We start from the raw sequence: 12,774 nt of genomic DNA on the forward strand, positions 1-12,774 counted from the left end.
ACATGAAACTTGCACAACTGAGTGCCTTTGCAGTGGCGTTGGTGATGTCTTCTCTGGTCATGGCAGAGGGCGGCGGCGACAGAACTTTCGAGAAAATGATGGCGGCCAATGACCGCTCGGTGGAGCTGTTTGCTGCCAAGGAACAGGCACGTGATCCCGTCGTCGTGAATGAAAAGAAAAACGACAAGAACCAAGACTTGTAAGCGCGTCGCACTTGAACGAGCCCGTCATCGATTGCCGATGCTGGGCTTTTTTTTGAGCCCGGATTTGTAGGTATTGGATATGAAAGTTGTTAAGTGGATGGCGTTCGTCGGCGTGATGGCGATGTCGTTGAATGCGCTGGCAGAAGGCGGCGGTGACAGGACGTTTGAGAGGGCGTTCAGTGCCAACGCCAAAGCCATGGAGCAGTACGCTGCCAGCCAGGGTAAACCTGCGCCGATGGTGAAAGACTACGCATACGGAATGAAGCTGGACGTGGTCAAAGTGGTGAGCGTTGTGCGGCCGCAAGATGCTTGCACCGCAGTACCCACCGCCATGACCTACGAAGATTCTCAGGGCCAACTCAACACCATCAAATACACAGTGGCAGGCGATTGCCGCAAACGCGGCGGCTAACACCGATTCCCTCTCTGCAAATGCGGCAACTGATGTCGCATCCCCCCTGTAGGAACTGCCGAAGGCTGCGATCTTTTGATCTTGATCTTGAAAAGCAAAATCAAAAGATCGCAGCCTTCGGCAGCTCCTACACAGTGTGTATTTCAATTCGGGATGTTTAACGGATATGGCGCAAGTGCAGAAGCTTCCCACAATGTTTTCAGGTTGTCCGTCGGACGTCCGGTCCCTAGCCTGTGTTCGTCGCTGCCAATTCAGCGACCGGGCCTGGAAACCCCGATCAGTAACAGTGGCGCCAACACGCCTTTCATAACGTATCCTTGCGCACCTTGAATGTGTGCACTCCGTTATGGCGGCTGTGCGTGGGAGACCTTCGGGTCGACCGGGTCGCCGCTGCCCGGGTTTCCAACCTGCGTACAGCTGCCACCTCTTCGTCCGGAAACAGAATGGGGCAGCTCCAACTTTTCAGTGGAGTTTCACCATGAAAAAGCCAACACCCAACCCTCCCGAAGCAGACGCCGTTTCGGACGCCGACTCAACGTCTCCCTACACCACCATCAACTCCAAAAAACTCGACGAAGCTGCCGAACGTGCGCTCGATTACTACCTGAACCCTACCGCCCACGTCATGGCCACGCCCTACACCCCCAACCAGATGTATTTCGCCAATCCCAAAGCCGACACCGAATCCCTGCTGGCTAATGCCAGCGAGTCATTGTCCTCGGCCACGGTCATGCTCGGTGACTTCGCCGCGCTGCTGGAAGGCACCCACCGCAAGACTTTGCTGGGCATTGCTCAAGTGGTGATGTTGGGAGAGCTGGCGGTGAATCAGGCGTTGGATAACGTTGAGGTGACTGCCTAGGTGTTGAGCAATGTGGCGAGAGTTTTGTTTCTCGCCACATTTAGATGAGCGTCGACCGTATATCAGAAAGCTACACGCGTATATGCATTAGCTATACGGTCGGTATAGAATCGATTCCGACGCCGCCTTCATGGCTTCACACCTAAAACGTTAGATCTCACGTTAAGCAGCATGGCCCAAGTCTCTCCGGGCCACTCAAGGAGTCAAAAAAATGAAAAGCAAATACATGCTGATGTGCTAATGCCATAAGGAGGCTCCGGCTCCAACATCACCTACCCAGATGGGAAACAGAACAATGTCCACCACAGCTGAAAGCGTTGAAAAATCCAAACCCGTTCCAATCAACATGAGAGCGGACGAAAAGAAACGTAACCTGATCGATCTGGCAGCTGCCATGTCCGGTCGTGATCGCACAAGCTTTATCCTGGAAGCAGCGTGTCAAAAAGCTGAAGAAGTGATTCTGGATAAACGATTGTTCCTTCTCGACGACGTTGCATTTGACGCATTCGAACAGGCTATTGAAGCCAACCCGGCCCGAGGTAACGAATGCCTGCACCAACTGCTCGCACGTCCAAAGCGGTGGAGCTGACCGCACCCGAAAGACTTAACGATCATCACGAGCTTGATGACTTCGATTCGGGTGAAGTGTCCATCGATCAATACCTGCAAAAGAAGGCACGAAAGGCGCAAGCCGCTAAACAGGCGGTTGTTTATGTCAGCTGCCGCAAAGCCACGTCGATCGTGATGGCTTATTACACTCTGTCGAGCGGTTCAGTCGCTCGTGCCAACGTCATGCCGAAAAGTCATCAACGCAATTCACCAAGCGTCCATCCAGTGACGCTACTAGGGCGTATGGGAGTAACACGCGAAGCTCAGGGTGAGGGTTTCGCCATCGACTTGCTGCAGGATGCGATTGAGCGAGCCATCAACGCATCCCAATCTATCGGCTCGAGCGCAATCATCGTCCACCCACTTAACGACCGCCTGTCAAATTTCTACATTAAGTACGCGGGATTTATTCCGTGCCCAGGCATTTCCCCTATTACCCTGATGCTGCCGCTGCGCTAGCACTCGATGTTGTCGCAATAGCGGGTTGATTATGCCGAGAGTGCAGCATGGGTACTGAGTCAGGTCGCGATCTACGGTAGCTTGCAGCTGGCAATCCTAGGGCATAAAAAAGGCGCCCCGAAGGACGCCAAAAGAATTCACCTCTTACCAAAGGAGCAAGGAGCTTCTAAAGGTGAATTTGCATTAACCGTGAAGTCAGAGAATCGCCAGCGGATACTCGACAATTACCCGCACTTCTTCCAGATCCGACTCAAATGCCGTGGCGCGGGTTGTGGCTTGGCGCAGGCGCAGAGACATGTCTTTCAGCGAGCCGCTCTGCACCACGTATTTGACTTCGATGTCGCGCTCCCAGCGCTTTTGGTCAGTCAGCGGGTTGCCGTCGGCATCGCGACGCATGTACACGGCATTGGCGTTGGAATAGTCGGCGTCGGTGCCCCGGGCGTAACGGGTCATGAACGACAACCCCGGAACGCCATAGGTCGTCATGTCGAGGTCGTAGCGCACCATCCACGAACGTTCCTTGGGCGAGTTGAAGTCGCTGTACTGGATGGAGTTGTCGAGGAAGATCGAGTCGGACTGGCGCAGGTAATCGAAGTCATCGTTGCCGTTGTTGCGCTGGTGCGACAGCGCGACGGAGTGGGCACCGAGTTTCACGCCGACACGACCGCTCCAGATGTTGTTGTCGAATTCGCCGAGCAACTTTTTGCCCTCGTCGACCGCCTTGTAATAGTTCAGGCCGCCAAACAGTGACAGGTCATCCGACAGTGGGTAAGTCCATGCGGTGCCAGCGTAGTACTGATTCCAGGCATCCTTGAGACGGCTGGAGTACAGGCTGAAACTGAGGTTCTTGTTCAGCGAGTAGTCACCGCCCAAATAACCGATCCACGGCGAATTGACCGGGCCGGCATAGAAGGTCGCGAAGTTCTCGCGCATGTCGCTGGACACCGGTTGGCTCATCGCATGCAGTCGACCGCCCTGGACCGACAGACCCTCGATGCTGGTGTTGGTCGCCGTGACGCCGCGGAAACTTTCCGGCAACAAACGGGAGTCACCCGCCGCCACGACCGGGTTGGCGGGGAACACATCGCCCACCTTGATCACCGTATCAAAGGCGCGCACTTTGGCGGCGCCACCGACCTTGGTGTATTCGTCCCGAGCCTCGCCGTCACTGTTAACCGGCAGCACATCAAACGAACTACGGCCACCGTTGCGACCGTCACCGGTGTCGAGCTTCAAGCCGATCATCGCAAATGCATCGACACCGACCCCGACGGTGCCTTGGGTGAAACCGGATTCGAACTTGCTGATGACCGCGTGGGCCCAGGCTTCGGAATAACCGTTGCCGGTGGGACTGGACTGGCCGTTGCGGTGATCACGATTGAAGTAGAAGTTGCGGTTGAGCACCGTCAGGCTACTGCCCTCGATAAACCCCTCGGCTTTATCTTCCGCCAACACCATGGACGGCCCGGAGCCGACAACCACCGCTAAAGCGGCCATCGACATTTTTGTATTGTTAACCATCAATCACTCCTTGGGTTCGGCAGAACGGGAACGTGCTTCGGCGTAGGTTTTATTGTTCGACGGGCAAGGGCCCGCCGGCATGGTCGCCGGGTGACATCGTTGCAAGCTGCGGATAACGCCAAGGTGATGGGGGAATTACAATTTCGTCATGTGGGTGGAATGACAACCCTGCACGTTCAGGTCAGCGCTGCGAGTTGTTCGATTGTTTGCGGAAAGCGTTCAACCAAGCGGATCAGTGTCGTGGCTTGGGCATTTGGTGTTGCCCGTCCCTGTTCCCAGTTTTCGAGGGTTCGGGTGTTGGTGCGTAGATACATGGCGAACACCGACCGGGAAAGATTGAGCTGTTGACGGATGGCTACCACTTCCTCGGCAGTGATGGGTACCAGTTCCGGCAGCTTGACCTTGTGGGTCCGCAGCGTGACCTTGCCTTGGCGCTCGTCAGCCAAGGCTTCGAGGCCTTCCATCAGTTCGGAAAAAATGTCACGTTTCATAGTGGGTTCTCGTGTTGATTTCTCTATCCAGCGTTTGTCTGAAAAGTTTTTTCTGGTCAGGCGACAGGTCTTCTTGCTCGTTTTTGCTATACACGGTGAACAGCCAGAATTGATCGAAACCTGACCACCAGTAATAAATCACCCTAAGCCCGCTACGCTTGCCTTTACCGCGACGTTGATCGAAAAAGCGGATTTTTCGCAGCCCGCCCGTGCCTTCAATGAGATCGCCCGCTTCGGGGTTTTTTAGCAGCTCCAACTGAAAGCTGCGAAACAGATCGTCATCCAGATAGTCATCGCGGTGTTTCTGAAACGCAGGTAATTCGATAAAAAGAGCATCCATATTCTGTACGTCACCTGCGTATAGTGTTGTCTTGATAATCGTATAGGTCAAGGCATCGAAGCCATCCTTTTCGTCCCCCGTTTTCAAGGTAGACCCCGATCGTAAAAACGCCTGTAGGACGAAGCGACCAGTCTGGTGAGAATTTTCGAGTAATACTGGGGGAGGGGGACTTCGCAATTGACTCATCGGTTCATCCACAGCACTATCTGTCGATGAATGATCTACGCCGAATGAACATGATGTGTTCCTCTATGACCGCTTCCGGCGGGCCATAAGGTCATACGTGCTTGGCATTTGACGTGTTACCCAAAGCCCCGCCAGAGATGGACGGGGCTTTTTGATTCTCCGTCTGCACATGGCTGATGGAGAGTGAAATGTTCGAAATTAGAAAAGCTACCCAAAGCGACGCACAGACTGCATTCGACATACGGCTGCTAGCCATCCGACATCAATGCATCGGTGCCTATACCGAGAAGCAAATGCTGACTTGGACATCGGGGTCAGCTGAGGACGGTTACTGCGCGCTCATGGAAAAGTATTTCTATCTGGGGTGCGTTCAGAGTGAGCCAGTGGCGACAGGCATGCTGGATCTGGAGAACCGCGAAATCGGTGCAATCTTTATACATCCTGACTTTATGCAACGAGGTTTGGGCAAGCGCGTCGTGGGCTTTCTCGAAGATCTGGCGCGGGATTTTGGCTTGGCGGAAGTCCGCCTGGATGCGACTTTGAATGCCGCCGACTTTTATCGACGCTGTGGTTACATTGGGGAGGAACCTGCGGTTTACCATTCCCCTTCCGGTCTTCAACTGGCCTGCGTTCCTATGGTGAAGAAACTGTGAAGGTTTCGGAAGCGGCCTGAGAAACACCGCATAATTCGGCGTCTGAAAGCTCCGATCTCAATACGCAAAACGGCACCCGAAACGTGCCGTTCTCATTTGTGCCTGTTCCATTGCTATCGCGAGCAGGCTCGCTCCCACAGTTGATTTCTGTCTATCGCATAGTGTGTGTCCGCAGCTGATTCGATGTGGGAGATTCTACGTTGCAGGGCAACCCTGCAACTTCAGGCTGGTTGGTATTCACTCTGATTTTTCATCAGGGCAATGCCACACGGAAGTGTTCCGGGCAAGGGTCACCAATGTCTGAGCTTTCGAGACGCCTCATTCTTGAGTGTCTTCAAAAGCATTGAGCAAGTCGTCCGGTAGTGAGGCGTCATAGTCTTCGGGAAGCACCAGTTTGCCTTTCATCGCACCGATACGCTGGCCGCAGGGTTTTCCCGCCGGAACCCAGACGCGCAAGAGCCCGACCATGTTTGGCAATCGTGATGATCTGCCCGGCGGCTGCGTCGTCGACGAGTTTGGACAGATTTTTTTTGCTTCGGCCAACGGAACGACGATGTCACGGTTCATTGTTCTTTCTCGCGTTGATTTATCGATCCAGCCAGTCATTCAAGATAGAGCCAAGTGCGCAGTGCTGGATGTAGGACGGAACGGACATTCCCGCGCGAGCTTTCGGGGATTGCAGAAGGCGGGGAGTGCAGCAGTAACAAATCCCACAAACGCAAAAACGGCACCCGAAGGTGCCGTTTTTGTTTATTACCGAGTGTCGCTTAAGCGATCAACCCGCCAACCCAGACTGTTGAACCAGGTTCAGCAGCGGCTGTGGATACAGGCCGAGGAAGAACGCCAGTACGGCAATCGCCAGCAGCATCACGCCGCCTGCACGTTGTTCCCAGTGCAGCTGGGCATCGTGGCGACGCAGGTTCGGTTCCATCAGGTACAGGGTGACCATGACGCGCAGGTAGTAGAAGACACCGATGGCGCTGCCCAGTACCAGGGAGCCGACCAGCCACCATTGGTGCGACTCGACGCCGGTGGCGATGATGTAGAACTTGCCGATGAAGCCCGCGGTCAGCGGGATACCGGCCAGGGACAGCATCATCACGGTCAGGACGGCGGTCAGGTACGGACGGCGCCAGAACAGGCCGCGGTATTCGTACAGGGCGTCGGCGTCACGGCCGTTGTACGGCGAGGACATCAGGGTGATCACACCGAAGGCGCCGAGGCTGGTGATCACGTAGGTGACCAGGTACACGCCGATGGCTTCCACGGCCAGGCCCTTGCTCGCCACCAGGGCGATCAGCAGGTAGCCGAAGTGAGCGATGGACGAGTAACCCAGCAGACGCTTGAGGTTGCTCTGGGTCAATGCCAGCAGGTTACCGAACAGGATCGACGCGATGGCGATGATGGTCAGCACGTCGCTCAGTACGCCACTGCTCGCCGCTGGCGAGATCTGGAACAGACGCACCATCACCGCGAATACAGCGACTTTCGACGCGGTGGCCAGGAACGCTGCCACCGGTGCCGGAGCACCTTCGTAAACGTCCGGGGTCCAGAGGTGGAACGGTACCAGCGACAGCTTGAACGCCAGGCCGATCAGCATCATGCCCAGGCCCAGTTGAGCCAGAGAACTTGGCAGACCGGTGGCCGCCAGGGCCTGACCGATGCCGTTGAAGCTCAGGCTGCCAGCATCGGCGTAGAGCAGGGCCATGCCGAACAACAGGAACGCGGAACCGGCGGCCGACAGCACCATGTACTTGATGCCGGCTTCCAGCGAGCGCTTGTTGAAGAAGGCGTAAGCCACCAGACCGTAGACCGGTACCGAGAGCAGTTCCAGACCGACGAACAACCCGGCCAGGTGCTGCGCGCTGACCAGTACCAAGCCACCGGCGGCGGACATCAGGATCAGCAGGTAAAGTTCTTCACGGTTGCCCGGGTAGCCCGAACCGCCATCGCCCAAGTAGGCGTGGGCGAGGGTCACACAGGCGAGGGTGGCGACCAGGATCAGCGCCATGTACAGGCAGGCGAAGGTGTCGATCTGCAGCAGTGGAGTCACGGCCAGGGGCGCGACTTTCAGGGCTGGCAGGATCGACAGCAAGGCCAGGTTCAGACCTGCCACCGACAGCAGGAAGGTCTGTGAGTGGTTGCGGCGCCATGCGATAGCCAGCATCACCACGATGATCGTGGCGCTGGTGATCAACAACGGCGCAAGCGCGATAAAGTGTTGAGTCGTGAATTCCATAGCGCTCTTACCGGGCCGAAGCGAGTTGAGTGAAGGCGGTGCCGAGCCACTGCTGCACGCCATGCATCGTCGCGGCAGAGGTGTCGAGGAACGGTTGCGGGTACACGCCGATGTAGATCAGCAGCGCCGCCAGTCCAACCACCATGATCAGTTCGCGACCGTCCATGCCATGCAGCACCGCGTCCGATTTCGACGGGCCGAAGAAGGCACGGTGGACCATGATCAGCGAGTAGACCGAACCGAACACCAGGCCGGACGTGGCGATCACGGTGACCCATGGCGCGCTGGCGAAGGTGCCGATCAGGATCAGGAATTCACCGACAAAGTTACCGGTCGCCGGCAAGCCCAGCGACGCCGCCGCGAAGAACAGGCTGAGGGCCGGCAGGTAGGCAATCTTCGACCACAGGCCACCCATCTCACGCATATCGCGGGTGTGGGTGCGCTCGTACAGCTGACCGGAGAGGATAAAGAGTGCCGCGGCCGACAGACCGTGAGCCAGCATCTGCATGACCGCGCCCTGCAGCGCCAGTTGGCTGCCGGAGTAAATGCCGATCAGCACGAAGCCCATGTGGGAAACGGACGAGAAGGCAATCAGACGCTTGATGTCGGTTTGCGCGAAGGCCAGGAACGCACCGTAGAAGATCCCGATCAGACCCAGGGTCATGGCGAACGGCGCGAACTCGGCCGAGGCATTCGGGAACAGCGGCAGGGCGAAACGCAGCAGACCGTAAGCAGCCGTCTTCAACAAGATACCGGCCAGGTCCACGGAACCCGCGGTCGGTGCCTGGGCGTGAGCGTCAGGCAACCAGGAGTGGAACGGCACCACGGGCAGCTTGACCGCGAAGGCGATGAAGAAGCCGAGCATCAGGATGTACTCGGTGGTCATCGACATCTTGGTTTTCAACAGATCGGCGTAGTTGAAGGTAATCACGCCGGTGTCGTTGAAGTTGACCAGGACCAGCCCCAGGATCGCCACCAACATGATCAGGCCGGAAGCCTGAGTGAAGATGAAGAACTTGGTTGCCGCGTAGATCCGGGTTTTCTTGCCGTCCGAAGAACTGTGACCCCAGAGCGCGATGAGGAAGTACATCGGCACCAGCATCATTTCCCAGAAGAAGAAGAACATGAACAGGTCGAGGGCGAGGAACACGCCGACGACACCGCCCAGGATCCACATCAGGTTCAGGTGGAAGAAGCCCACGTGACGCTGAATCTCTTTCCAGGAGCAGAGTACCGAGAGGACACCCAGCAGGCCGGTCAGCAGGATCATCAGCAGCGACAGGCCGTCGAGGGCCAGGTGCACGTTGATGCCGAAGCGCTGGATCCAGACGTGCTTGAACTCAAGCGCCCAGGTCGGGTCGGCGCCAGGCGCCGGGGCAAATGAATAATCACCGTTGGCCCACAGCCAGAGGCCGAGGGAGAGCAACAGGGACATGGTGATCAGCGCAATCCAGCGGGGGAGGGTGGCGCCGAAGCGCTCACCCATCCAGCACAGCAGGCCGCCGATGAAGGGGATCAGGATTAGCCAGGGCAAAATCATGACGGGCTCGTTTCCTTTCGCAAGTTCGCAAGGTTCATATCAGACCGCTACCAGCACGACGGCGCCGATTACCAGCACGGCACCAGCAGCCATCGAGGCGGCATACCAACGCAGTTGACCGGTCTCGGTGCGGCTCAGGGCGGTGTGACCGCCTTTGGCCATACGCGGGATCAGACCGATGGTCTGGTCGAGCGGGTCTTTGCGCAGAATGTGGCTGATCGCAAGGTATGGCTTGACGAACAGTTTGTCGTAGATCCAGTCGAAGCCCCAGGCAGCGAACCACCAGGCCGAAAGGAAGCGGCCGACGCCGCTGTTGGCGATGGCCGTGACGAAGCGACGCTTGCCGAGGAACAGCAGCGCGGCCAGCAGGATACCGGACAGGGCGATGGCGCCCGACGCGATTTCCAGACTGTGCTTGGCTTCGCCGCCGGCATGGCCGACGCTTTGCGGCAGCACACCGTGCAGTGGCGGAACGATCATTGCGCCGACGAACGTCGACAGTACGATCAGCACCGACAGTGGCAACCAGTGAGCGATACCGTGACCGGCGTGTGCTTCGGTCTTCGCTTCACCGTGGAACGTGATGAAGATCAGGCGGAAGGTGTACAGCGAGGTCATGAACGCGCCGACCAGACCTGCATACAGCAGACCCTGGTTGCCGCTGGCGAACGCTTCCCAGAGGATTTCATCCTTGGAGTAGAAGCCTGCGGTCACCAGAGGCAAGGCCGCCAGGGCCGCGCCGCCGACGATGAAGCTGGCATACGCCAGTGGCAGTTTCTTCCACAGACCGCCCATCTTGAAGATGTTCTGTTCGTGGTGGCAGGCAACGATCACCGCGCCGGACGCAAGGAACAGCAGTGCCTTGAAGAAGGCGTGGGTCATCAGGTGGAAGATCGCGCCATCCCAGGCACCTACGCCCAGCGCCAGGAACATGTAGCCGATCTGGCTCATGGTCGAATAGGCGAGGATACGTTTGATGTCGGTCTGCACCAGTGCGGCAAAACCTGCCAGCACCAGCGTCACGCCGCCCACAACACCCACCAGGTGCAGGATATCCGGCGCCAGTGCGAACAGGCCGTGGGTACGGGCGATCAGGTAGACACCGGCGGTCACCATGGTCGCGGCGTGGATCAGTGCCGAAACCGGAGTCGGGCCGGCCATCGCATCCGCCAGCCAGGTTTGCAGCGGCAGTTGCGCGGATTTACCGACAGCGCCGCCCAGCAGCATCAGGGTCGCCAGAACGATCCAGAAGTCGCCGGCCTTGAAGTGCTCAGGCGCCTTGATCAGCAGTTCCTGAATGTTCAGCGTGCCCAACTGTTGGAACAGGATGAACAGGCCGATGGCCATGAACACGTCGCCGACGCGGGTCACGATGAAGGCTTTGAGTGCCGCGTTACCGTTGTTGCGGTTGCTGTAGTAGAAACCGATCAACAAGTATGAACACAGGCCCACGCCTTCCCAGCCGAAGTACACGAACAGCAGGTTATCGGCCAGGACCAGGAACAGCATGCTGGCGATAAACAGGTTGGTGTAGGCGAAGAAGCGCGAGTAACCGGCTTCACCGCGCATGTACCAGGACGCGAACAGGTGGATCAGGAAGCCCACGCCCACCACCACGCCGAGCATGGTCACGGACAGGCCGTCCAGGTAGAGGGTGAAGGTCGGCGTAAAGCCTTCCACCGCCATCCATTGCCACAGCATCTGGGTGTAGTGACCACCCTCGGGTGGCGCAACGTTGAACTGCCAGATCACATAGGCCGCGACGATCGCCGACAGGCCAATGGAACCGACGCCGATCAGCGCCGAGAGGTTTTCCGAGAGGCGTCCCCGGGAGAACGCCAGCAGCACAAAACCGATCAGGGGGAACAGGAAAGTCAGATAGAGAAGGTTCATCCGCGCATCTCGCTGGCAGCGTCGATATCGAGAGTGTGGAAGCGGCGATACAGCTGCAACAGAATCGCCAGGCCGATACTGGCCTCGGCGGCTGCCAGGCTGATCACCAGAATGAACATGATCTGTCCATCCGGCTGCGCCCAGCGGCTACCGGCAACGATGAACGCCAGTGCGGAGGCATTCATCATGACCTCCAGGCTCATCAGCACGAAGAGAATGTTGCGCCGGACCATCAGGCCGACCAGACCGAGGCAGAACAGGATGCCGGCGACCGCCAGACCATGCTCCAAAGGGATAGCAGGCATCGTCATTGCTCCTTGGCTTCGTTGCGGCCCAAGTGGAACGCCGTGACGGCTGCGGCGAGCAGCAGCATCGAGGCGAGTTCGACCACCAGCAGGTAAGGACCGAACAGGCTGATGCCCACGGCCTTGGCGTCTACGGTGGTGTGGCCGAGGGCCTGACCGCTGGAGTGGTTGAACAGCACATACAGCAGTTCAGCCAGCAGCAGGGCGCCGAGTGCGACCGGGCCCAGCCAGATACCGGGCTTGAGCCAGACGCGCTCTTGCTGAACCGAGGCCGGGCCCAGGTTCAGCATCATCACCACGAACACGAACAGCACCATGATGGCGCCAGCGTAGGCGATCACTTCCAGTACACCGGCAAACGGTGCGCCAAGGGCGAAGAACGTCATGGCCACGGCGATCAGCGAAATGATCAGGTAGAGCAGGGCGTGCACGGGGTTGGTGTTGGTGATCACGCGAAGCGTGGACACAACAGCGATACCCGATGCGAAATAGAAAGCGAATTCCATCTTTCTTCCTTAAGGCAGCAAGCTCTTCACGTTGATCGGTTCGGCTTCATTCTGCGCGGAGCCTTTCGGCTTCCCGGCAATCGCCATACCTGCAACACGATAGAAGTTGTAATCAGGGTTTTTGCCGGGGCCGGAGATCAGCAGATCTTCTTTCTCGTACACCAGGTCCTGACGTTTGAACTCGGCCATTTCGAAATCCGGTGTCAGCTGGATCGCGGTGGTCGGGCAGGCTTCCTCGCAGAGGCCGCAGAAAATGCAGCGCGAGAAGTTGATGCGGAAGAACTCCGGGTACCAGCGACCGTCGTCGGTTTCGGCTTTCTGCAGCGAGATGCAACCCACCGGGCACGCCACGGCGCACAGGTTGCAGGCTACACAACGCTCTTCGCCGTCGGGGTCGCGGGTCAGGACGATACGGCCACGGAAGCGCGGCGGCAGGTACACGGCTTCTTCCGGGTACTGCAGCGTGTCGCGCTTGCGGAAGGCGTGGCCGAAAATCATCACCAGGCTGCGAAGCTGGGTGAAGAAGCCATGCACGATGTCAAAAATGTACTTCATGAT

General features: G+C 57.8%; 15 protein-coding genes and 1 pseudogene. 6 read left to right on the top strand and 10 right to left on the bottom strand.

Translation table 11 applies throughout. The annotated features are described in order from the left end of the window. Positions 1–2: 2 nt before the first annotated feature. From LOY38_RS10895 to LOY38_RS10915, 5 genes are all read left to right on the top strand, one after another. Entirely contained in the window at positions 3–203 is a 201-nt protein-coding gene (locus tag LOY38_RS10895; RefSeq protein WP_258700023.1) for a co-regulatory protein PtrA N-terminal domain-containing protein, read from the top strand. 79 nt (positions 204–282) lie between these two features. After that, positions 283–615 carry a DUF2790 domain-containing protein gene (locus tag LOY38_RS10900; RefSeq protein WP_258700024.1) on the top strand — a complete coding sequence of 111 codons (333 nt, stop codon included), beginning with the start codon at positions 283–285 and terminating at the stop codon, positions 613–615. A 478-nt stretch (positions 616–1,093) separates the two neighbouring features. Further along, positions 1,094–1,474 (top strand): DUF6124 family protein, encoded by a 381-nt coding sequence (locus LOY38_RS10905; RefSeq protein ID WP_258700025.1) that lies wholly within the window; start codon positions 1,094–1,096, stop codon positions 1,472–1,474. A 295-nt stretch (positions 1,475–1,769) separates the two neighbouring features. Further along, the gene (locus LOY38_RS10910; RefSeq protein ID WP_223489909.1) at positions 1,770–2,063 is read left to right on the top strand and encodes a DUF1778 domain-containing protein; all 294 of its coding nucleotides are present in this window, start codon (positions 1,770–1,772) and stop codon (positions 2,061–2,063) included. After that, positions 2,021–2,542 carry a hypothetical protein gene (locus tag LOY38_RS10915; RefSeq protein ID WP_223489911.1) on the top strand — a complete coding sequence of 174 codons (522 nt, stop codon included), beginning with the start codon at positions 2,021–2,023 and terminating at the stop codon, positions 2,540–2,542. The genes LOY38_RS10910 and LOY38_RS10915 overlap by 43 nt, the downstream gene beginning before the upstream one ends. Positions 2,543–2,737: 195 nt before the next feature. Here LOY38_RS10915 and LOY38_RS10920 read toward each other — a convergent pair whose 3' ends face one another. The 3 genes from LOY38_RS10920 to LOY38_RS10930 all read right to left on the bottom strand — a co-directional run bounded on the left by LOY38_RS10920 (position 2,738) and on the right by LOY38_RS10930 (position 4,894). Further along, positions 2,738–4,063 (bottom strand): OprD family porin, encoded by a 1,326-nt coding sequence (locus LOY38_RS10920; RefSeq protein WP_258700026.1) that lies wholly within the window; start codon positions 4,061–4,063, stop codon positions 2,738–2,740. A 176-nt stretch (positions 4,064–4,239) separates the two neighbouring features. Then, on the bottom strand, positions 4,240–4,554 hold the full coding sequence (locus tag LOY38_RS10925; RefSeq protein ID WP_223489915.1) for a DNA-binding transcriptional regulator: 315 nt from the start codon (positions 4,552–4,554) through the stop codon (positions 4,240–4,242). Continuing rightward, positions 4,544–4,894: a type II toxin-antitoxin system RelE/ParE family toxin gene (locus LOY38_RS10930; RefSeq protein WP_223490197.1), complete on the bottom strand. Its 351-nt coding sequence runs from the start codon at positions 4,892–4,894 to the stop codon at positions 4,544–4,546. The genes LOY38_RS10925 and LOY38_RS10930 overlap by 11 nt, the downstream gene beginning before the upstream one ends. A 374-nt stretch (positions 4,895–5,268) precedes the next feature. Here LOY38_RS10930 and LOY38_RS10935 point away from each other — a divergent pair, with 374 nt between their 5' ends. After that, positions 5,269–5,733 carry a GNAT family N-acetyltransferase gene (locus tag LOY38_RS10935; protein WP_258700027.1) on the top strand — a complete coding sequence of 155 codons (465 nt, stop codon included), beginning with the start codon at positions 5,269–5,271 and terminating at the stop codon, positions 5,731–5,733. A gap of 318 nt (positions 5,734–6,051) precedes the next feature. On the opposite strand, the pseudogene LOY38_RS10940 reads toward LOY38_RS10935, so the two are convergent. The 7 genes and pseudogenes from LOY38_RS10940 to nuoI form a co-directional block, all read right to left on the bottom strand. Continuing rightward, positions 6,052–6,288, bottom strand: a pseudogene (locus LOY38_RS10940) (type II toxin-antitoxin system Phd/YefM family antitoxin); the annotation flags it as partial. Between the two features lie 220 nt (positions 6,289–6,508). After that, positions 6,509–7,972 (bottom strand): NADH-quinone oxidoreductase subunit NuoN, encoded by a 1,464-nt coding sequence (nuoN, locus tag LOY38_RS10945; RefSeq protein WP_007905081.1) that lies wholly within the window; start codon positions 7,970–7,972, stop codon positions 6,509–6,511. A 7-nt stretch (positions 7,973–7,979) separates the two neighbouring features. Beyond that, the gene (gene nuoM, locus LOY38_RS10950; RefSeq protein ID WP_046037834.1) at positions 7,980–9,512 is read right to left on the bottom strand and encodes an NADH-quinone oxidoreductase subunit M; all 1,533 of its coding nucleotides are present in this window, start codon (positions 9,510–9,512) and stop codon (positions 7,980–7,982) included. A 39-nt stretch (positions 9,513–9,551) separates the two neighbouring features. Then, complete coding sequence (gene nuoL, locus LOY38_RS10955) at positions 9,552–11,405, bottom strand: NADH-quinone oxidoreductase subunit L (RefSeq protein ID WP_258700029.1); 1,854 nt, start codon at positions 11,403–11,405, stop codon at positions 9,552–9,554. Further along, entirely contained in the window at positions 11,402–11,710 is a 309-nt protein-coding gene (gene nuoK / locus LOY38_RS10960; protein WP_007940879.1) for an NADH-quinone oxidoreductase subunit NuoK, read from the bottom strand. Before nuoK ends, nuoL begins: the two co-directional genes overlap by 4 nt. 2 nt (positions 11,711–11,712) lie before the next feature. After that, positions 11,713–12,216 (bottom strand): NADH-quinone oxidoreductase subunit J, encoded by a 504-nt coding sequence (gene nuoJ / locus LOY38_RS10965; protein WP_258700030.1) that lies wholly within the window; start codon positions 12,214–12,216, stop codon positions 11,713–11,715. A gap of 9 nt (positions 12,217–12,225) precedes the next feature. Then, the gene (nuoI, locus tag LOY38_RS10970) at positions 12,226–12,771 is read right to left on the bottom strand and encodes an NADH-quinone oxidoreductase subunit NuoI (protein WP_200889382.1); all 546 of its coding nucleotides are present in this window, start codon (positions 12,769–12,771) and stop codon (positions 12,226–12,228) included. Between the last annotated feature and the right edge of the window lie 3 nt (positions 12,772–12,774).

The organism is Pseudomonas sp. B21-015, assembly GCF_024749285.1.
Taxonomy (GTDB): domain Bacteria; phylum Pseudomonadota; class Gammaproteobacteria; order Pseudomonadales; family Pseudomonadaceae; genus Aquipseudomonas.

Coding starts and splice junctions, on each gene's coding strand:
- LOY38_RS10920 (WP_258700026.1), bottom strand. CDS start 4,063: ATGGTTAACAATACAAAAATGTCGATGGCCGCTTTAGCGGTGGTTGTC.
- nuoK (WP_007940879.1), bottom strand. CDS start 11,710: ATGCCTGCTATCCCTTTGGAGCATGGTCTGGCGGTCGCCGGCATCCTG.
- LOY38_RS10915 (WP_223489911.1), top strand. CDS start 2,021: ATGCCTGCACCAACTGCTCGCACGTCCAAAGCGGTGGAGCTGACCGCA.
- LOY38_RS10900 (WP_258700024.1), top strand. CDS start 283: ATGAAAGTTGTTAAGTGGATGGCGTTCGTCGGCGTGATGGCGATGTCG.
- LOY38_RS10905 (WP_258700025.1), top strand. CDS start 1,094: ATGAAAAAGCCAACACCCAACCCTCCCGAAGCAGACGCCGTTTCGGAC.
- nuoM (WP_046037834.1), bottom strand. CDS start 9,512: ATGATTTTGCCCTGGCTAATCCTGATCCCCTTCATCGGCGGCCTGCTG.
- nuoJ (WP_258700030.1), bottom strand. CDS start 12,216: ATGGAATTCGCTTTCTATTTCGCATCGGGTATCGCTGTTGTGTCCACG.
- nuoN (WP_007905081.1), bottom strand. CDS start 7,972: ATGGAATTCACGACTCAACACTTTATCGCGCTTGCGCCGTTGTTGATC.
- LOY38_RS10895 (WP_258700023.1), top strand. CDS start 3: ATGAAACTTGCACAACTGAGTGCCTTTGCAGTGGCGTTGGTGATGTCT.
- LOY38_RS10910 (WP_223489909.1), top strand. CDS start 1,770: ATGTCCACCACAGCTGAAAGCGTTGAAAAATCCAAACCCGTTCCAATC.
- LOY38_RS10925 (WP_223489915.1), bottom strand. CDS start 4,554: ATGAAACGTGACATTTTTTCCGAACTGATGGAAGGCCTCGAAGCCTTG.
- nuoI (WP_200889382.1), bottom strand. CDS start 12,771: ATGAAGTACATTTTTGACATCGTGCATGGCTTCTTCACCCAGCTTCGC.
- LOY38_RS10935 (WP_258700027.1), top strand. CDS start 5,269: ATGTTCGAAATTAGAAAAGCTACCCAAAGCGACGCACAGACTGCATTC.
- LOY38_RS10930 (WP_223490197.1), bottom strand. CDS start 4,894: ATGGATGCTCTTTTTATCGAATTACCTGCGTTTCAGAAACACCGCGAT.
- nuoL (WP_258700029.1), bottom strand. CDS start 11,405: ATGAACCTTCTCTATCTGACTTTCCTGTTCCCCCTGATCGGTTTTGTG.